20 protein-coding genes are annotated in these 17718 nt (G+C 72.8%); 10 read left to right on the plus strand and 10 right to left on the minus strand.

All coding sequences use genetic code 11. The features are described from left to right. Positions 1 to 244 precede the first annotated feature (244 nt). The 3 genes from O7625_RS30055 to O7625_RS30065 all read left to right on the plus strand — a co-directional run bounded on the left by O7625_RS30055 (position 245) and on the right by O7625_RS30065 (position 2206). Positions 245 to 1123, plus strand: coding sequence for a helix-turn-helix transcriptional regulator (locus tag O7625_RS30055; protein ID WP_282347146.1), 879 nt, complete (start codon positions 245 to 247; stop codon positions 1121 to 1123). After that, entirely contained in the window at positions 1116 to 1316 is a 201-nt protein-coding gene (locus O7625_RS30060) for a DUF397 domain-containing protein (RefSeq protein WP_282343344.1), read from the plus strand. Before O7625_RS30055 ends, O7625_RS30060 begins: the two co-directional genes overlap by 8 nt. Before the next feature lie 158 nt (positions 1317 to 1474). Beyond that, entirely contained in the window at positions 1475 to 2206 is a 732-nt protein-coding gene (locus O7625_RS30065) for an NPCBM/NEW2 domain-containing protein (protein WP_282343346.1), read from the plus strand. Positions 2207 to 2215: 9 nt separating this feature from the next. Here the strand turns inward: O7625_RS30065 and O7625_RS30070 are convergent, their stop codons facing one another. The 7 genes from O7625_RS30070 to O7625_RS30100 form a co-directional block, all read right to left on the minus strand. After that, a complete protein-coding gene (locus O7625_RS30070) occupies positions 2216 to 2626 on the minus strand; it encodes a hypothetical protein (protein ID WP_282343348.1) in 411 nt (136 codons plus the stop codon). Next, positions 2623 to 2904 (minus strand): hypothetical protein, encoded by a 282-nt coding sequence (locus O7625_RS30075; RefSeq protein WP_282343350.1) that lies wholly within the window; start codon positions 2902 to 2904, stop codon positions 2623 to 2625. The genes O7625_RS30070 and O7625_RS30075 overlap by 4 nt, the downstream gene beginning before the upstream one ends. Before the next feature lie 55 nt (positions 2905 to 2959). Further along, positions 2960 to 3367: a hypothetical protein gene (locus O7625_RS30080; protein ID WP_282343352.1), complete on the minus strand. Its 408-nt coding sequence runs from the start codon at positions 3365 to 3367 to the stop codon at positions 2960 to 2962. Further along, positions 3360 to 5540 (minus strand): tetratricopeptide repeat protein, encoded by a 2181-nt coding sequence (locus O7625_RS30085; RefSeq protein WP_282343354.1) that lies wholly within the window; start codon positions 5538 to 5540, stop codon positions 3360 to 3362. Before O7625_RS30085 ends, O7625_RS30080 begins: the two co-directional genes overlap by 8 nt. Positions 5541 to 5554: 14 nt before the next feature. Then, positions 5555 to 6094, minus strand: coding sequence for a DUF6879 family protein (locus O7625_RS30090; RefSeq protein WP_282343355.1), 540 nt, complete (start codon positions 6092 to 6094; stop codon positions 5555 to 5557). A gap of 1 nt (position 6095) precedes the next feature. Further along, entirely contained in the window at positions 6096 to 6296 is a 201-nt protein-coding gene (locus O7625_RS30095) for a hypothetical protein (protein ID WP_067306804.1), read from the minus strand. A gap of 198 nt (positions 6297 to 6494) precedes the next feature. Continuing rightward, the gene (locus O7625_RS30100) at positions 6495 to 8600 is read right to left on the minus strand and encodes a prolyl oligopeptidase family serine peptidase (protein ID WP_282343356.1); all 2106 of its coding nucleotides are present in this window, start codon (positions 8598 to 8600) and stop codon (positions 6495 to 6497) included. 136 nt (positions 8601 to 8736) lie between these two features. On the opposite strand from O7625_RS30100, the gene O7625_RS30105 reads away from it, so the two are divergent. Continuing rightward, a complete protein-coding gene (locus tag O7625_RS30105) occupies positions 8737 to 9876 on the plus strand; it encodes a site-2 protease family protein (RefSeq protein WP_282343357.1) in 1140 nt (379 codons plus the stop codon). Here O7625_RS30105 and O7625_RS30110 read toward each other — a convergent pair. Together O7625_RS30110 and O7625_RS30115 are read right to left on the minus strand one after the other, a co-directional pair. After that, entirely contained in the window at positions 9873 to 10739 is an 867-nt protein-coding gene (locus tag O7625_RS30110) for an AraC family transcriptional regulator (protein WP_282343358.1), read from the minus strand. The genes O7625_RS30105 and O7625_RS30110 overlap by 4 nt on opposite strands. A 117-nt stretch (positions 10740 to 10856) precedes the next feature. Continuing rightward, complete coding sequence (locus tag O7625_RS30115) at positions 10857 to 12104, minus strand: FAD-binding protein (RefSeq protein WP_282343360.1); 1248 nt, start codon at positions 12102 to 12104, stop codon at positions 10857 to 10859. A 220-nt stretch (positions 12105 to 12324) separates the two neighbouring features. On the opposite strand from O7625_RS30115, the gene O7625_RS30120 reads away from it, so the two are divergent. Beyond that, positions 12325 to 12699: a hypothetical protein gene (locus O7625_RS30120; RefSeq protein ID WP_282343362.1), complete on the plus strand. Its 375-nt coding sequence runs from the start codon at positions 12325 to 12327 to the stop codon at positions 12697 to 12699. A gap of 15 nt (positions 12700 to 12714) precedes the next feature. Here the strand turns inward: O7625_RS30120 and O7625_RS30125 are convergent, their stop codons facing one another. Then, positions 12715 to 13644 carry an LLM class F420-dependent oxidoreductase gene (locus tag O7625_RS30125; protein WP_282343364.1) on the minus strand — a complete coding sequence of 310 codons (930 nt, stop codon included), beginning with the start codon at positions 13642 to 13644 and terminating at the stop codon, positions 12715 to 12717. A gap of 96 nt (positions 13645 to 13740) precedes the next feature. On the opposite strand from O7625_RS30125, the gene O7625_RS30130 reads away from it, so the two are divergent. From O7625_RS30130 to O7625_RS30150, 5 genes are all read left to right on the plus strand, one after another. After that, a complete protein-coding gene (locus O7625_RS30130; protein WP_067306780.1) occupies positions 13741 to 14046 on the plus strand; it encodes a metalloregulator ArsR/SmtB family transcription factor in 306 nt (101 codons plus the stop codon). A 2-nt stretch (positions 14047 to 14048) separates the two neighbouring features. Continuing rightward, positions 14049 to 14579 (plus strand): SRPBCC family protein, encoded by a 531-nt coding sequence (locus O7625_RS30135; RefSeq protein ID WP_282343365.1) that lies wholly within the window; start codon positions 14049 to 14051, stop codon positions 14577 to 14579. A 156-nt stretch (positions 14580 to 14735) separates the two neighbouring features. Continuing rightward, a complete protein-coding gene (locus O7625_RS30140) occupies positions 14736 to 15041 on the plus strand; it encodes a DUF6403 family protein (protein WP_282343366.1) in 306 nt (101 codons plus the stop codon). Beyond that, positions 15038 to 16396 carry a hypothetical protein gene (locus O7625_RS30145; protein WP_282343368.1) on the plus strand — a complete coding sequence of 453 codons (1359 nt, stop codon included), beginning with the start codon at positions 15038 to 15040 and terminating at the stop codon, positions 16394 to 16396. Before O7625_RS30140 ends, O7625_RS30145 begins: the two co-directional genes overlap by 4 nt. Further along, a complete protein-coding gene (locus O7625_RS30150; RefSeq protein ID WP_282343370.1) occupies positions 16393 to 17511 on the plus strand; it encodes a hypothetical protein in 1119 nt (372 codons plus the stop codon). Before O7625_RS30145 ends, O7625_RS30150 begins: the two co-directional genes overlap by 4 nt. Positions 17512 to 17718: the final 207 nt, after the last annotated feature.

The following is a 17718-nucleotide window of genomic DNA, read 5'->3' on the forward strand; positions in this document are numbered from 1 at the left end:
CGGGGCTCACCTGGCCACTGAGCAGCGAGAACTCCCCGGTGACCGCCGAAGCAGTCAAGCACCGGCGACCACTGATTGCAACAGCTCAATTGCCCTGCGCGACCTGGCCCCTGGCCATAGATGAGCACCCTGTGTAATGTGTCCATTACTGCTTGACCATTCGGCCGTCAAAATTGGACGGGAGGGTGTGCAGGCCAGCCAAGCCGGGAGGACGATGGTGTCACAATCCGTGAGCGGGACGACGATGCTCCGCCGTCAGATCGGGCGGAAGTTCGAGTCGTTGCGCCGGGCGGCCGGGCTCACGATGGAGCAGGCCGCCGAACAGTTGGACCGGGCGCGGGCCACCCTGCACCGGATCGAGAACGGCGCCGAACACGTCCGCTACCGGCAGGCCGACGTGCAGCAGATGCTCGACCTCTACGGCGCCTCCGTCGAGGACGGCGAACTGCTCCTCGCCATGACGGCGGCCACCCGAGAGAACAAGAACTGGTGGCACGACTACATCGGCTCCGGCCTCCCCCGCTGGTTCCAGCTCTACATCGGACTGGAATCGGCCGCCTCACGCATCCGTCAGTACGAGTCGGAGCTGGTCCCCGGCCTCCTCCAGACCCGCGCCTACGCGGAGCAGGTCTTCCGGATGCCCGGCGGTGCCGTCGACACCACAGCCACGGACGAGCAGCAGCGAGCCGTCCAACTCCGTGTCGAACGGCAGGCACTTCTCACCCGGTTCGCCGCTCCGCAACTCAGCGTGATAATCAACGAGGCGGTATTGCGCCGCCCGGTCGGTAGCGCCACGATCATGACCGATCAACTACACCAGATTCTGAAGGCCGCAGAGCTACCGAACGTAACCGTGCAGGTGCTTACTTTTTCTGCCGGATTGCATGCCGGGGCGATGGCCGGAGCCTTCTCGATCCTGGAGTTCCCCGAGGACGGAAGCACCAGGGAGTCGGAGCCGCCGGTGGCCTATCTGGAGGCGGCCACCGGAGCGATCTATCTCGACAAGCCGCACGAGACGGCGGCCTACCGCGCTATCTGGGCCGACATGGCAGGTCGCGCCCTGAACGATTCCCGATCGAAAAGCCTGATCCAGGATGTCGCAGAGGAGTACGCCCGTGCCTGACCTGACCGGTGCCGTCTGGCGCAAGCCCACCCGCAGCAACAACGGCGGCAACTGCGTCGAGGTCGCGGACAACCTCCCCGGCGTCGTCGGGCTCCGCGACAGCAAGGACCCCACCGGCCCAGTCCTCACCTTCGCACCCCGAACGTGGACGCGTTTTCTGGCGAGCCTCAAGCAGCAGCCGCCCCGGTACTGAAAGGGCTGCCCCGCCCTCGATCCGGTGCCGGTGCGCGACGCGGATGGCGTCAGCTTTGCGACACCCACCTCGACACGCCAGACCGAACGGCACACAATCGGCCGCCCCGACCTGAACAGGTGGGGGCCACGTCGAATTCGCCGCCCGGAAGGTGCACTGTGTCACGCTACTTCGGCTGGGTGAAGGATCATCAGAAGCTGGCTCTCGCCGGAGTCGTCATCGGCGCGGCGAGCCTCCTGGTGGCGACACTCGGCTTTGGGCGTGATCTGTTCGGCATCGAATTCCCGCAGGCCAACCATCCCGCACCGACCTCGGCGGCCGGGCCGAGTCCTTCCGCGTACCTGCCGCCGCCGGCTTCCGAGGACCCGACCTCCGACATCGCGGAGAGCCCGAGCGATGAGGCGCGTCCCACACCCACCGAGACGGTCGACCCAACACCCACCCCGGAGGACAGCCCTGAGGAAGCCTCGGTCCGCCACCTCGACGAACTCGACGCGGAGGACCGTAACGGGGGTTACGTCAAGGGGCTGGTGACCATGGGCAACAAGCCCTACGACCGGAGCGTCGAACTCAGCTGCAACGGCACCAACACCTACTTCGTCTTTCCCGTCGCAGGGATGCGGACCCTCGACTTCTGGCTGGGCATCGACGACAACACCCCGGGTGCCTCCGGGCTGGTGGCCGACGTGGCCTTCTACCGGGACAGCGGAGGGCAACTCGACAGCAACAAGGTGGCCAAGCTGGGGCCCGCCACCCATGTCAAGGTCGATATCACCGGCACCACCCAGTTGAAGATCCGCTGCACCGGACGGAATGCCAACTCGGGCCGTCAGGCCAACGTGGCCCACGTCGCCTTCGGCAAGGCGGTGCTCACCGCCGCCCCGCGCTGACCGGTACCGTCAGTCCCAGGTCTCGCTGATGTCGAGGAGCTCCATTCCCGGGGGCAGCGCCGGCGTCAGGGCCTTCGGATCCCGAGTGACCAGATGGCAGCGGTAGAGCACGGCGGTGGTGACGGCCTGCGCGGCATCCAACGACACCTGTGTACGCGCCGCCAGCCGCGCCACCCGCCGGCTCGTGGCGGCGTCGTAGACGGCCACCTGAATGTCACGGTCCTCGGTGAACAGCAGGTCGAGGAGGGCGGCGGAGGCGGTACCCGCCAGTTCGAGCTGCGCCTGCCCGAGGCAGAGCGCGGGCACCCACAGCTGCTGCTCCGGGTCCTCCTCGGCGAGAGTGATCATGGAACCGGGCTCGACACTGGTTCCCGAGGCGTAAGCGAGCAGCGCAGAGGTGTCGAGGACCAGGCCGTTCACGCGGCGGCGCTGCCGTCCTCGTCGAACTGGCGAAGCCATTCGAGATTCCGGGCATGCTGCTCGTCACTGATCGGGGGAAGAGCTGCCAGACGACTCCTCGTCGAATCCACGTCGTCATCGGTGACGACGTAACCGAGCTGCGCCCAGCGCGCCCGGAGGCCGTCCGCCCGCATCTTCCGCCGGAGGACTCCCGCGATGAAACCGGACGTGTTGCCCTGGGTGCGTTCGACGTAGGCGGCCACGTCGTCGGGCAAGCTGATCGTGATACGGCGAGTCATACTCTCAGCATAGCCGCTGCATACTGACGATTGGCCATCACGTCATGACGCGCCGTCACCGTCGGGGGTGCTGCTGTGCGGACAGGTCCAGGTGCACCCCGCCGGAGATGTCGCGCGCCTGCACCACCGGGCCGGTGACCTGACCCGACACCGTGTTGGTCACCGCGTCAGCCCGTACGGTCGTCTGGTGGAAGGTCGCCCAGCGGCGGCGTAGCTCCTGGTCGAAGTCCGGATCATGGTCGGCGGCGTCGGCCAGTGCCCGGCGCACCGCGACGGCCCGGTCGTCGCCCCCGCCGGACGCGGGCTCGGCGGCGAGCGCGGTCCGCAGCGCGCGGTGCTCCGCCGCCTTGCGACGGACGAGGCGCATCACCGACGCCAGGGCTTCCCGTGCCGCGTCGGTGAGGCCTTCGACGGCGCGGGTCGACAGTGCCACGGCGACCGCCGTGATGATCGGGTCATCCATCCTGCTCCCCCTGCTGGTCCGGAGTGGTGGTGTCGTGGTCGAGGGCGGCCAGGCGTCGGCGCACGTCCGCCGCGAGGGGGTCGTCGAGTTCCAGCAGGGTCAGCAGCGCGTCGGCGAGCGCTTCGCGGGCGGCGTGCGGCTGATGGAGCCGGAGCTGGGCGTCGCCCTCGTACGAGCGGGCCAGGGCGGCGTGCCGGCGGTCGCCGAGTTCGCGGAACAGCGCGCCGGCCGAGGTGACCGCCGCCAACGCCGGGGCGGGCTCACCGGCGTGCAGCAGCGTCTGCCCCCGGTGGAGAGCGACGAGCCCCTGACTCCACCGGTTCCGCAGCCGCTCGAAGACCGTCATCGCGTCGTCGTACGAGGCGAGGGCCTCGGCGTGGCGGCCGGCGCCGCGTAGCGCGTTGCCGAGGCTCATCAGGGCCAGGCCGGTGCCGCGTTCCTCGCCCGACTGCCGGAAGGTCAGCAGCGCCTCCCGGGCGTAGCGGGTCGCCTCGGCGAAGTCTCCCCGGTCCTCCTCGACCAGGCCGCATCCGCGTAGGGCGTACCCGGTGGTCCACGCGTCGGCGACGTCCCGTGCCGCGTCCAGTGAGCCGGCGTAGCAGCGTCCGGCCTCGTCGAGGTCGCCCCGGTCCCACCAGGCGTCGCCGAGGCTGAGCAGCAGCCACCCCTCGGCCCGGCGGTCGCCCAGGTGCCGGGCGCAGTCCAGGCCCGCCAGGTGACTGTCGATCCACGCCTTCCAGTAGGACCTGCGCTCGAAGAAGGCCATGCTGGCGAGCGCGATCTGCCACCCGAGCCGGTGGTGGCCCCACCCGGGGGCGGCGCGGACGACGTCGAGCAGGTTGAGCCGTTCGTGCTCGCACCACCGCAGCGCGTCGTCGAGCGTGGCGTCGGGTGGGACGTCGACGCCGGGCAGCGGCCGGCCCTGCGGAAGGATCGCCCGGTAGGCCGCGTAGGTGTGGTGCAGGTACCACCGCAGCAGTCGCTCCCGGGCGGCGTGGACGGCCTCCGGGCTCTCGTCGAGGGTCGCTCGTTCCATCGCGTACAGCCTCAGCAGGTCGTGCAGCCGGAACCGGTGGGGTCCGCTGCGGGTGAGCAGGTGCAGTCCGACGAGCGATTCGAGGTGCCGGCGCGCGACCGACGGGGCGCAGCCGGCGAGGCGGGCCGCCGCGTCGAGCGCGATGTCGGCTCCGGGGTGCAGGCCGACCAGCCGGAACATCCGCGCCGTCTCGGCCCGCAGGGCCTGGTAGGACCAGGAGAAGACCGTGCGTACGGCCGACAGGTCGTCGTCCTCGACGGCCAGCGCGTCGAGGCGGCTCTCCTCGGCGGCCAACTCCTCGACCAGCTCCCCGAGCGGTCGCTCCTCGTCGAGCCGGGCGCGGTCGGCGACGATCCGCAGGGCGAGCGGCAGGTGTGAGCAGAGCGCGATCAGCCGCGCCGTCGCCTCGGGTTGCCGGTCCACCCGTTCGGCCCCGATGGTCACCCTGAGCAGCCGGGTCGCGTCCTGGCGCGACAGCACGTCGAGCACCGCCCGGATGGCACCGTCGCGGACGGCCAGCCCGGAGAGCCGGCTGCGGCTCGTGATGAGCACCATGCAGCTCGGTGCGGCGGGGAGCAGTGGCCGCACCTGCTCGGCGGTGGCGGCGTTGTCGAGCAGGATCAGCATCCGCCGGCCGGTGGTCAGCGACCGGTAGAGCGCGGTGCGGTCGTGCAGGTCCCGGGGGACCTTCTCGGCGGGCACGTCCATCGCCCGGAGGAACCCGTCGAGGGCCTCGTGCGGGGTCAGCGGCGGCACGGCGTCGTAGCCGCGCAGGTTGATGTAGAGGTCACCGTCGGGGAAGCGTTCCCGCACCCGGTGCGCCCAGTGCACGGCCAGTGCCGTCTTCCCCACCCCGGCGCTGCCCGAGATGGTGGAGATGGTGACGACGGGCAACCGGGCCTTGTCGGTGATCAGTTCCACCTCGTCGAGCAGCGAGTCGAGTTGCTGGATGTGCACCTCGCGGTCGATGAAACCCTTGGTCGCGGGCGGCAACTGCCGTGGTGACGGCAACGGCGTCTCGGTGACCGTCCGCAGGTGCACGTCGCCCTGGATGAGCCCGGCCTGGACCACCGCCGCGCTGCGGCCGGAAAAGTCGTTGTCCGCCCGGTTCCGGTCGTCACCCATGACACTGGCCACGCGATGGTCCGCGATCAGGCCGCTGCCGCGACGGGGGCGGGCGGCGCCGAGAAGGGAGTGGCCCGCGTCCAGGCCCGGTCGCGGGACTGGCAGTGCCGCAACACCTCGGCCGGGTCCTCGGTGGTGCTGAAGCCCACGAACCGGTCGTCCTCGGTGAAGTGCAGGAAGGCGACGAGCTGCGAGTCGAACAGCCAGAAGTCGTAGTGCGGCAGCGCCAGCTCGGTCGCCCGGCGGCGGTCGAGGTAGCGGATGTCCTCGCCCGCCGCGATGTTGTGGGGCGTCACCGACATCTCGAACCGCAGGTAGTCGCTCGGCGGCTCGTCGACGACCCGGACCCGCTCCACCCGCTTGCCCCGCGCCGTCTCGGCCCGCATCAGGTCGAGCCACGGCCGCAGCCAGTCGACGCCCGGGTCCGCCCCGGTGAGAAAGACCCGGAACGGCTCGTCCTCGGCGGGCACGCCGTACGACCGGCGGACCTCCAGCTTGAAGGCGGCGTGCTGGAAACTCTCGAAAAGGCGTCGGAAAGCGGCGGGGTCGGTGACGAGCGACCCCATCTCAGTCCTTCTGCTCGAACCAGGACATCAGTTCCCGGGGCACCACGACGAATGTCTCGTCGGGCAACACGTCCCGCAGTTGGCCGAGCGCCTCCGGGTCGGTCAACCGGTAGCCCTGCACCACGATGTCACCGTTGTCGGTCTCGTACAGGCTCGGACACGATCCAGAGTTGCTGGACGTGGCGAGAAAACGAAGCCTCATGGCCCCTCCCCGAAGTCGGCAACTACAGATAGTAGTCATTTGCACACGCCGACTTCAAGGAACTACGGTATCGAGTCACGTCACCGACAAATGAATAGAGTGAATACGCATTCACGTCCACTCTGGAATTCCCGTTACCGCCGATGTCGGGGACCGTTATTCCCGGGAGATATCGCGGTGCACCCCGCACGAACCCGATCAACGGCCACCCAACCGCCGCCACAGAAAGCGGAACGTCAACGCCGACAGGAAAGCCCGCTGTTCGTTGTTGCTCGCCGCGCCGTGCCCGCCCTCGACGTTCTCGTAGTACGACACGTCGTAGCCGTGCTCGCCCAGCAGCGCGGCCATCTTGCGGGCGTGCCCCGGGTGCACCCGGTCGTCCCGGGTCGAGGTGACCAGCAGGACCGGCGGGTACCGCACCCCGGGCCGCACGTTGTGGTACGGCGAGTAGCCCCGCAGGAACGCCCAGTCGGCGGGCAGGTCCGGGTCGCCGTACTCGGCCATCCAGGAGGCCCCGGCGAGCAGCCGGTGGAAGCGCCGCATGTCCAGCAGCGGCACGTTCGCCACCACCGCGCCGACCAGCGTCGGGTAGCGGGTCAGCATCGCCCCCATCAGCAGCCCGCCGTTGCTGCCGCCCTCGATGCCGAGCTTCTCCGGGGTGGTGATCCCCCGCGCCACCAGGTCTTCGGCGACCGCGGCGAAGTCCTCGTACGCCCGGGGGCGGTTCTCGCGCAGCGCCGCCCGGTGCCACCGCGGGCCGTACTCCCCGCCACCGCGGATGTTCGCCACCACGTAGCTGCCGCCCCGGGCCAGCCAGCACCGGCCGACCACCCCGTCGTAGTGGGCGGTCAGCGACACCTCGAACCCGCCGTACCCGGTGAGCAGCGTCGGCCCGGCGACCGCCGTCGGGTCGCCCACCACGGAGTACGGCACCCGGGTTCCGTCGGCGGAGGTGGCGAAGAACTGGCGCACGGTCAGGCCGGTGGCGTCGAAGAACGTCGGTTCCCGCTTGAGGACCTCGACCGGGCCGCCGATCCGCCCCAGCCCCAGCGTCGCCGGCCGCAGGTAGCCGGTCGAGGCGATCAGGTAGTCGTCGCCGAGATCCGGATCGGTGTCCACGATCCAGCTGTCGTCGTCCTCCGCCGCCCCGGCCAACGGCTCCCGCCGCCACCACCCGCCACCACCCGCCGCCGGCCGGTCGGGAGCCGCCGACCCGTCGGCCGGCTGCGGGGCGTCGGCCGGTTCCGGGCCGTCGGGGGTCAGCACGGCCAACCGCCGTCGTACGTCGACCAGGGTGGCCAGGATCAGGTGGTGCCGGGTCCAGACGTGGTAGCTGAGCGCGGTCCGCTCGTCGGGCTCGAACAGCACCGTCAGCTCACGGTCACCGGCGAGGAAGTCGTCGAACCGGGCCGCCAGCAGCGCCCCGGCCGGATGGGTGACCCCGGCGACCTCCCACGGCGAGCGCGTCCGGACCAGCAGCCACTCGCGGTGCACGTCCCACTGGGCGTCGTCGGGGACCGGGACCGGGAGCTGCCTCCCGTCGGGGGTCAGCAGCAGGCTCCGGGTCCGGTAGAAGTCCAGGCTGCGGCCCACGAAGTCGCGCTCGTACCCGGGCGTCGGGTCGTGCGAGGCGTACACGGACACGTCGTCGACCTGTCCCTCGTACACGATCTCGGCCTCGGTCAGCGGGGTGCCCCGCCGCCACCGGCGGATCACCCTCGGGTAGCCGGAGGCGGTCAGCGAGCCGGGGCCGAGATCGGTGCCGACGTAGATCCGGTCGACGTCGATCCAGGTGACGTCGCTCTTGGCCTCGGCGAGGCTGAACCCGTCGGCGACGAAGGTGCGGGTGTCCAGGTCGTACTCGCGGACCACCACCGCGTCCTTGCCGCCCCGGGACAGGCTGACCAGGCAGCGCCGGTGGCCGGGTTTGAGCACCGCCACCCCGCCCCAGACCCAGTTCTCGTCCTCGGCGGCGGCCAGCGCGTCCAGGTCGAGCAGCACGTCCCAGGCCGGTTCGGGCCGCCGGTACTCCGCCAACGTGGTACGCCGCCACAACCCCCGGGGGTGCGCCGCGTCCCGCCAGTAGTCGTAGTAGTGCCCGTCGCCGCGCCAGCCCGGGTACGGGATGCGGTCGTCGGCGTCGAGCACCTGGCGGATCTCGGCCTGCGCCGCGACGAACGCGTCGTCGCCGGTCAGCGCCGCGACGGTCGCCGCGTTGCGGTCGCGGACCCAGCCGGCGGCGTCCGCCCCCTCCAGGTCCTCCAACCAGCGGTACGGATCGTCACCCTCATCGATCAGCGTCACCCCTGCCACTATTCCCGAACCGGTCAACCGCGCCGACCGGGTTCGGCCGACCCGACGGGGCTGCCCGGTCGGCGACCGGGGCGTCGGGAAGCTGACGCCCGGGCATGGGAGCGGCGTCGCCGGGTATGCCGCAGGCATGAGGGCGACCTTCCGGCTCGGCCGGATCGCGGGGGTGCCCGTCGGGGTCAACTGGAGTGTCCTGGTCATCTTCGCGCTGATCGGGTGGCTGCTCTCGGCCGACCAGTTCCCCCGCTCGTACCCCGACCGGCCCGGTTGGGCGTACCTGTCGGCCGGGCTGGCGGCGGCGGTTGTCTTCTTCCTCGGGCTGCTGGCCCACGAGGTGTCCCACGCGGTGGTGGCGAAACGGCACGGTATCGAGGTGGCGGGGATCACGCTGTGGCTCTTCGGTGGCGTCGCCGAGCTACGCGGCGAGGCCCCCGACCCGGGCGCGGAGCTGCGCATCGCCGGGGTCGGCCCGCTGGTCAGCCTGTTCCTCGGGGTCTTCTTCGGGGCGATCGCGGTGCTGCTGGCCCTGGCCGGGCAGGACGGGCTGCTGCTCGGCTCGGTGTCCTGGCTGGCCGGGATCAACGTGCTGCTGGCGGTCTTCAACATCCTGCCCGCCGCTCCGCTGGACGGCGGCCGGCTGCTCAGCGCCGCCGTCTGGAAGGCCACCGGCGACCGGGCCAGGGCGTCGGTGGTGGCCGCCCGCGCCGGCTGGGTGCTCGGCGTGCTGCTGATCGGCCTGGGCCTCTGGCAGTTCCTGGCCGGCTACGGGGTGGGCGGGATCTGGCTGGCGCTGATCGGCTGGTTCCTGATCGGCGCGGCCGGGGTGGAGGAACGCCAGGCCCGGCTGGGCAGCGCGCTGTCCGGTGTCCGGGTCGGCGAGGTGATGACCCCGCAACCGCAGACCGCCTCGGCGGAGCTGACCGTCGCCGACTTCGTCGACCACTACCTCTTCGCCTACCGGCACACGGCGTTGCCGCTCACCGAGGACGGCCGGCCGGTCGGCCTGGTCACCCTGGACCGGGTCCGGGGCACCCCGGCCGACCGGCGGGCCGCCACCACGCTGGGCGAGGTGTCCTGCCGGGCCGACGACCTGGTGCTGGCCCGGCCGGAGGAGCAGCTCACCGACCTGCTCCCCCGGCTCACCGGATGTGCCGACGGACGGGCGCTGGTGGTGACCGGTGACCAGCTCGTGGGCATCGTCTCCCCCAGCGACATCAGCCGCGCCGTCCAGCGGGCCAGCCTGCGCGACCAGCCCGCCGGACACCGCTAGCCGGCGTCCCGCTCCACCGGGATCCACAGCTCGGCGTCGGCGTGGCTGCCGTCGGCCGAGATGCGGGTGCTGGAGATCTCCGGCCCCGGCCGGCTGCGGTACGGGTTGGACGGGAACCACTGGGTGAACACGTCCCGCCACAGGTTCTGCACGGCCGCCGGGAACTCGCCCGAGGTGTCGAAGACCGCCCAGGTCCCCGCCGGGACGTCGAGCGCCTCCAGGTCGTCCGGCACGTCCGCGCCGGTCACCGCGCCGTACCAGTAGTCCAGCTCGACGCCCTCGGAGCGGTCCTCGCCGAGCAGGTCGCTGACGTTGACGATGCCCGCCGGCTCCTGGTCGGACAGGGCCTCGATCCGGGCCTTCGTCTCCGCCGGCATGCCCTTGACGAAGGCCACGATCGCCGGGTTCATCCCCTGGTGCACCAGGGGCACCCGGGCCCGCTTACCCACCAGCCGGAACGCCGGCTTCTCCACCACTCGGTACCGCATGCTGCCACTCCCCTCGACGACCAGCCGGAAGGACAACCGCTGCTGGGAGCGCAGCGCGGCCCCCGTGCGCCGTGCTTCGCCCGGCCCGACACCGTGCATCGCGCGGAACGCCCGGGTGAACGCCTCGGTCGAGCCGTACCCGTGACGGGTGGCGACGTCGAGCAACGTCCGGTCCCCGGCCAGCACCTCGGCCGCCGCGACGGTGAGCCGCCGCCGACGGACGTACTCCGACAGGGGCATCCCGGCCAGCGCCGAGAACATCCGCCGGAAGTGGTACTCCGAGGTGAGCGTGATCCGCGCCAGGTCGGCCACCTCGATCGGTTCGTCGAGGTGCCGCTCCACATGCGCCAGCGCCTCGTTCAGCCGGTCCAGCAACCTGGTCTCCTTCCCCTTGCGTGATCCACGCTAGGCGGTCGGGTAGGGCTGGACCCGACTTCCGGTGCCCGCTGCGGTCGGGGTGCCCAGGCCGGCAGGAAGCAGCGGTCGGGGTGCTCAGGCCCGGGGGAAGTGGCGGTCGAGCAGGTCGGTGCGGAACACCCCGGCCGGGTCCAGCTCGGTGAGCAGGGCGGCGAAGTCGGCGTACCGGGGATAGGTGGCGGCGACCAGGGCCGGGTCGAGGGTGAACACCTTGCCCCAGTGCGGGCGGGGCGCGAACGGGGCCAGCCGGGCCTCGACCTCGGCCAGCACCGGCAGCACCGCCGCCGTGTCGGCGACCCAGGTGAAGTGCACGGCCAGCGTGTCGCGCCCCTGGTTGGGGCTGAGCCACAGCTCGTCGGCGGCGACCGTCCGCAGCTCACAGATCTGCAGCACGGGGACGATCCGGTCCCGCATCCCGTCCAGCGCGGCCAGCGCCGCGGCCCCGGCCGACCGGGGCAGGTGGTACTCGGACTGGAGTTCGTCGCCGCTGCTCGGCATGAAACCGAGCCGGAAGTGCGGCAGCCGCTCGTGCCACGGGCCGGGCTCGCCGAACTGCGGGGTGCAGCTCACCGGGTCCATCCCGGGCACCGGGTGCGCCGGCTGCCCGGCGGGGGTGGTGCCGAGCCAGTCCGGCTCCGGCGGCGGGGCGTCGGCGAGCTGCTTGCGCCAGACCTGGTCGATGTCCGTCGAGCGCCAGGTGGTGAACCCGCTGACGCTGTACGCCGAGGCGAACGCCGCGTCCAGCGACCCGACCGGCAGGCCCTCGTGCACGTACTGACGGACGGTGAAGGTGGGCAGCACGTCCAGGGTGACCCGGGTGACGACGCCGAGCGCGCCGAGCGCGACCACCATGCCGGCGAACCGGTCGCCGGCCGACCGGTCGACGGTGAGCACCTCCCCGTCGGCGGTGACGAGTTCCAGCCCGGCCACGGCGGCGGCCAGGTTGCGGTTGCCGTCGCCGGAGCCGTGGGTGCCGGTGGCGACCGCACCGGCCACCGAGATGTGCGGCAGCGAGGCGAGGTTGGCCAGGGCCAACCCCTGCTCGTGCAGCCGGGTCGCCACGTCCCCGTAGCGCAGCCCGGCGGCGACGGTGACCGTGCCGTGCTCCCGGTCGATCTCGACGGTGGGCGGCAGCCCGGCCAGCGAGACCAGGTCGCCGGTGGTGTCGCCGATCCGGTTGAACGAGTGGCCGCTGCCGACCGCCCGGAGCCGGTCGCTGCCGGCGACCAGCCGGCGCAGCTCGTCCAGCGTCGTCGGCTGGTGGAAGGCACGGGCGGCGTAGTGGACGTTGCCGGCCCAGTTGCGCCGTGCGACGCCGCTCACGCCGCACCGCCCCCGGGCCGGGCCACGCTGCGGCGGCCGGCACCGGCGGCCCGGCGTCGCGCCGGGTCGGATGCCGCCTGGACGTGTCCCACCGGTGTGTCGATCACGTCGGAACTGTACCCGCGCGCAGCGGTGGCGAAGCCCGGCCGCCGCTGGGCGGTGCGCGGCCGGACCGGATCCGGCACGGTTGTCGGTGCCGTCGACGGGGAACCATGGCGCGATGAGCAGCTATCCCGACCCCATCCTGCACGGTGACGTCTACCCGTCGGAGGAGGAGATCGACCCGACCGGGACCGGCCCGCAGCCGACCGGCGCCCCGCCCACGGCGTACCCGGCCCGGACCGCGCCGGCACCCGAGCCGCCGCCCGCGCCCGCGCCCCGGCCGGTGGAGACCGGGGCGCACTCGATCGTCACCCACCACCTGGACGGGTCGACGCAGGTGGTGACGGACCTGGACGGCGACGGCATCGCCGACGTGGTCCAGTTCGACCTGGACGGGGACGGCGTACCGGACATCACCTACCTGGACAGCGACCGGGACGGTCGGCTGGACACGGTGCTGCGCGAACCGGGCGGGGTCACCCGTCGCCGCTGACCGCGCCGGCCGGGGTCACACCTGCGGCATCACCTCGGCGGCGACCAGCTCCAGGTGGTCCAGGTCGGCCAGGTCGAGCACCTGGAGGTAGATCCGCTCGCTGCCGGCCGCCGCGTACCGGCCGATCTTGTCGACCACCTCGGCGGGGGTGCCGGCGAGGCCGTTCTCCCGCAGCTCGGCCGGCTCCCGGCCGAGGACGGCGGCCCGGCGGGCCACCTCGGCGTCGTCCCGGCCGCAGCAGAGCACCAGCGCGTTGGACCAGCGCAGGGTGCCCGGGTCGCGGCCCACCTCGGCGCAGGCCGCGCGGACCCGGCCGAACTGGGCCACCGTCTCGTCGAGCGAGACGAAGGGCAGGTTGAACTCGTCGGCGTAGCGGGCGGCCAGTCGCGGGGTGCGCTTCGGTCCCTTGCCGCCGAGCAGGATCGGCGGGCGGGGCTGCTGCACCGGCTTGGGCAGCGCCGGGGAGTCGGCGACCGGGTAGTACGTCCCGGCGAAGTCGAACGTCTCGCCGGCCGGGGTCGCCCACAGCCCGGTGATCACGGCGAGCTGCTCCTCCAGCCGGTCGAAGCGCTCCCCCACCGACGGGAACGGGATGCCGTACGCGGTGTGCTCGTCGGCGAACCAGCCGGCCCCGATGCCCAGCTCGACCCGGCCGCCGCTCATCTGGTCGACCTGGGCGACGGTGATGGCGAGCGGACCGGGCAGCCGGAAGGTGGCCGCCGTCACCAGCGTGCCGAGCCGGATCCGGGAGGTGTCCCGGGCCAGCCCGGCCAGGGTGGTCCAGGCGTCGGTCGGGCCGGGTTCGCCGCTGGCCGACCCCATCGCCAGGTAGTGGTCGGAGCGGAAGAACGCGCCGTAGCCGGCGTCCTCGGCGGCGCGGGCCACCGTGAGCAGTTGGTCGTAGCTGGCGCCCTGCTGGGGCTCGGTGAAGATCCGCAGTTCCATGCCCCGAGCATAGGGAGCCGGGCGCGCACCCGCTCAGGCCCCGCCGGACCCGCATATGCCTTGACAGGAATATGCCGACGGAGGCATATTGCCTGCGTGTCCGTTGACGCCTTCGCCGTCCTGGCCGAGCCGAGCCGCCGCCGCATCCTCGACACGCTCCGGCAGGCCGAGTGCAGCGTCGGCGAGCTGGTCGACACCCTGGAGCTGAGCCAGCCGGCCGTCTCCAAGCACCTGCGGGTGCTCCGCGAGGCCGGTTTCGTCTCCTGCCGGACGGTCGCCCAGCACCGCATCTACCGGCTCGACCTGCGTCAACTGCGAGCGGTGGACGGCTGGCTGGCCCCGTACCGGCGGATGTGGGAGACCCACCTCGACGCCCTGGAGCGTCACCTCGACAAGGAGTGACCATGGACCCTGCCCCGCTGCGCCCCGGCCCACCGGCCGAGGTCACCGCGACCCCCGCCGACGACCGGTGGACCCTGCGCTTCGTCCGCGAACTGCGGCACCCGCCGCAGCGGGTCTGGGCGGCGCTGACCGACCCGGCCCAACTGGGCGAGTGGGCGCCGTTCCTGGCCGACCGCGACCTCGGCACCCCCGGCGACGTGGTGCTCACCCTGGTCGACGGCGACACGACCGACGCGCAGCCGGCTACCGTACGCCGGGCCGAGGCGCCGCGCCTGCTGGAACACACCTGGGGCGGGGACCTGCTCCGCTGGGAGCTGACCGCGACCGCCGACGGCACCCGCCTCACCCTGTGGCACACCGTCGCCGACCGGGGGACGCTGCCGATGGTGGCCGCCGGCTGGCACCTCTGCGTCGACGTCGCCGACCGGCTGCTCGCCGGCGACCCGGTCGGCCCGGTCCGGGGCCGCGCCGCCCTCGCCCACGGCTGGGCGCAGCTACGCGACACGTACGCCCGCGAGCTCGGCGACGGCTGACCCGCGCGCCGGCCACTCACGATCACCGTCACACCACCCTTCGCAGCCGCAACCGCCCTGGTCGGGGGCCGTGTGGCGCGGGTTGACGCGATCAGCGAGACTCGGTCCGACCACCCCCGGGGGAGTCTCCCCGGACCCGTCGGACGGTTGGAGCCCATGGCACACCCCTACCTGTTCTGGCTGGCCGGCGCGGTGCTGCTGGTGGCCGCGGGCGTGGTGACCACCCTGCTGCCCCACCACCGGGCCCGGACGGAGCAGCGCCGCACCGCCTGGTCGACCGCCCGCGCGGCGATCGACAGCGCGGCCGTCAGCCGGGACGCCGCCCCGGGCCGGGTGCCCGAGGCGGAACGGTTGTTCGCCCGTGCCGAGTCGCTCGCGGGCGCCCGCGGCGGGCCGGACGCGGCGCGGGAGGCGGCCGAGCACGCCCGCCGGGCCGACCGGCTGTGGCGGGAGCCCCGGTGACCGCCCGGGGGTACCGCCGCTGGGCGGAGCCGGTGCGCTGGACGCTGCTCGGGGTCGCCGTGCTCGTGCTGGTGGTCTTCCTGCTCGCCCAGCGGCAACAGGGCATCGACGTCAGCTACGGACGGTCGCCGTCGTCGACGGCGGGGGTCGACACCGACACCGCCGGCACCACCGAGCGGGCCACCGTGCCGTCGGTGGACGAGATGACCGCCCTGGTCGCCGCCGCGCCGGTGGTACGCCTCCCCGGCTCGGTGGCGTACTGGAACGAGCAGCGGGTCCGGGAGGTGGCCGGCGACACCCGGATCCTGGTCGCCCCGCCCGGCCTCGACTCCGATGAACGCGAGCGGGTCCGGGACGTGGAGAACGCCACCATCCGGGTGATCGGCACCGAGGTCAGCGGCGGTTTCTACCAGGCCAGCTCCGACACGTTGCCGGCCTGGCGGGCGCAGTTCGCCACCGGGGACGTGACCGACCTGCTGATCGCCCTGATCACCGCGCTGCGCAAGGAGTCCACCCCGGCCGACCGGGACGAGCTGCGCTGGCGCGAGCCGAGCGGGCCGGAGCTGACCGCCGTGCTGACCGATCTGCGGGCCACCGGTCGGCACGTCGCCCCCGGCGCGACCCTGACCGACGTCCCCGAGGCCGCCGCCCGCAACGCCTTCCCGGACGGCGCGTGGTACGTCGCGCTGCCCGTGCAGCGGTACGGCGAACCGCTGCCCCGGTACGGCCCCGCGCTGAGCGCCCGCTTCCCCGACCAGCCGATCGTGGTGATGTACGGGCTGTGGGTCGAGTACCACGGCCCCGGCGCGGCGGACTTCGCGGAGCTGGCCGGGGCGAGCTTCTACGGCCAGTTCGCCAGCGTGCTCAGCCGCTCCGACTACCCGCAGCGCAACGTGCTGGGGGTCTACCTCAACCGGGTCACCGACATCCGCTACGCCGGCCTGTTCGAGCGGCCCCTGCCGTACCGGCCGGCCGATCCGCTGCGGGTGGCGCTGCCGGCGCTGCCGTGGCTCTTCGCCGGCTGCGTGGCGGCGTTCCTGGTCCTGTCGGCCCGGTCGCTGCGCAGCCCCGGGCGGGGGCCGGGCCGCCGACGCGACGCCGCCCCGGTCCGGCTGGCCGGGTTGACCGCGCTGGCTGTCGAGGTGTCCCTGCTGACCGACGCCCGCAGCAATCCGGCGCTGACCCGGAGCATCGTCGCGCTCCAGGCGGCCCGGTCGGCGTGGGAGGAGAAGCTGCCCGCCCGGCACGTACGCGCACTGCTCGACGAGGCGGCGGCCGAGTTGGACGACACCGCCCGCCAGGTCGGCATCGCCAGCTACCGCCCGGACAACTACCTGCGAGGCCGGCTGTCATGACCCGTTCCGACTCCCGGCGGACCGGTGCCGGTCGTTCCCGACGGCAGCCCGCCGACCGCTCCCGGCGGACCGGCACCGCCCCCTCCCCGCGGCAGCCCGCCGACCGCTCCCGGCGGACCGGTGCCGGCACCTCCCCACGGCAGCCCGCCGACCGCTCCCGGCGGACCGGTGCCGGCACCTCCCCGCGGCAGCGTGTCGTGGGCCTGCTCGGTACCCCGTTCGGCCTGGCCGTCCTGGCCTGTCTGGCGCTGGCTGGCTGGGCGGTGTGGAGCGGTGGGGCGCTGGACGGGCCGATCGCCCGGCACGTACGCACCTCGTCGTTCTACGCCGACCCGGGGCTCGACGTCGACCGGGCGGCGGCGGAACGGATCATCGGCAACCGCCGGCTAGTGGTGGTGCTGCGCTCCCCCGACGCCGACCTGCGGGACACCTGCAAGCAGGTGTCCCGGGCCGCCGACGGGACCGTCGTGCTGGTGCTCAGCCGCGACGGCGACGACTACGACACCTACGGCTGCGCGCTGGTGCCCGGCTACGAGAAGAAGAACCTGGGCAAGGCCGCCGCCGCCGAAATGATCATCGGCCGGGGCATCGACACCTTCGCCGACCGCCCGCTGGAGGCGGTGAAGGTCATCGCCGTCAACTACGACCGGCTGGTCAAGGCGGGCACCGTGCCCGACGGCTCCCGGACGATCAGCCCGTCGCTGCCCCGCTTCCTGCTCGCCGCCGCCGCCGTGCTGGGCGTCGTCGCCGCCGCGACCGCGCTCTACCTCGGCGGCCGGCGGGCGGGCCGGCTGGCGGCGGCCCGCCGGATCCGCCGCGACGAGCTGACCGACAGCCGCAGCGCGCTCAGCGCCGCCACCGCCGGGCTCGCCCAGCAGATCATCGACCTCGATCCGCAGTACGCCCTGCTGAACGCCCGTCGGGACGGCGACGACAGCAGCTTCGTCCGCCGCTACCGGCAGCTGACCTCGGACCACGCCGCCCTGCTCGACCAGTTGGCGACCCTGGACGGCACCGACGACGCGGCCGTCCAGGCGCTGACCACCCGGGTCGAGTCGCTCAGCCGGCAGGCCCAGTCCCTCGCCGACAGGACATCCACCCCGACCTCCCCGTAGCGGCCGGACGACCCGACCCCTGCGTCGTGTTCGGTGACGTGGCGAGGTGTCCGAAGCACGACTGACCGTCGGCGGCTATGGCGTCGGCGTCGAGCCACTTCGTAGGGTGTTCGGGTTCGTCCGATGGCACACGGGAGGATGAGGACCGCTGAGCTACGCCCGATCCGATCTCCCCCGGAGGAAGGCGATTACGGTCCGCCCCGGTGA

It is taken from the genome of Micromonospora sp. WMMD714 (genome assembly GCF_029581315.1).
Classification (GTDB): domain Bacteria; phylum Actinomycetota; class Actinomycetes; order Mycobacteriales; family Micromonosporaceae; genus Micromonospora; species Micromonospora rifamycinica.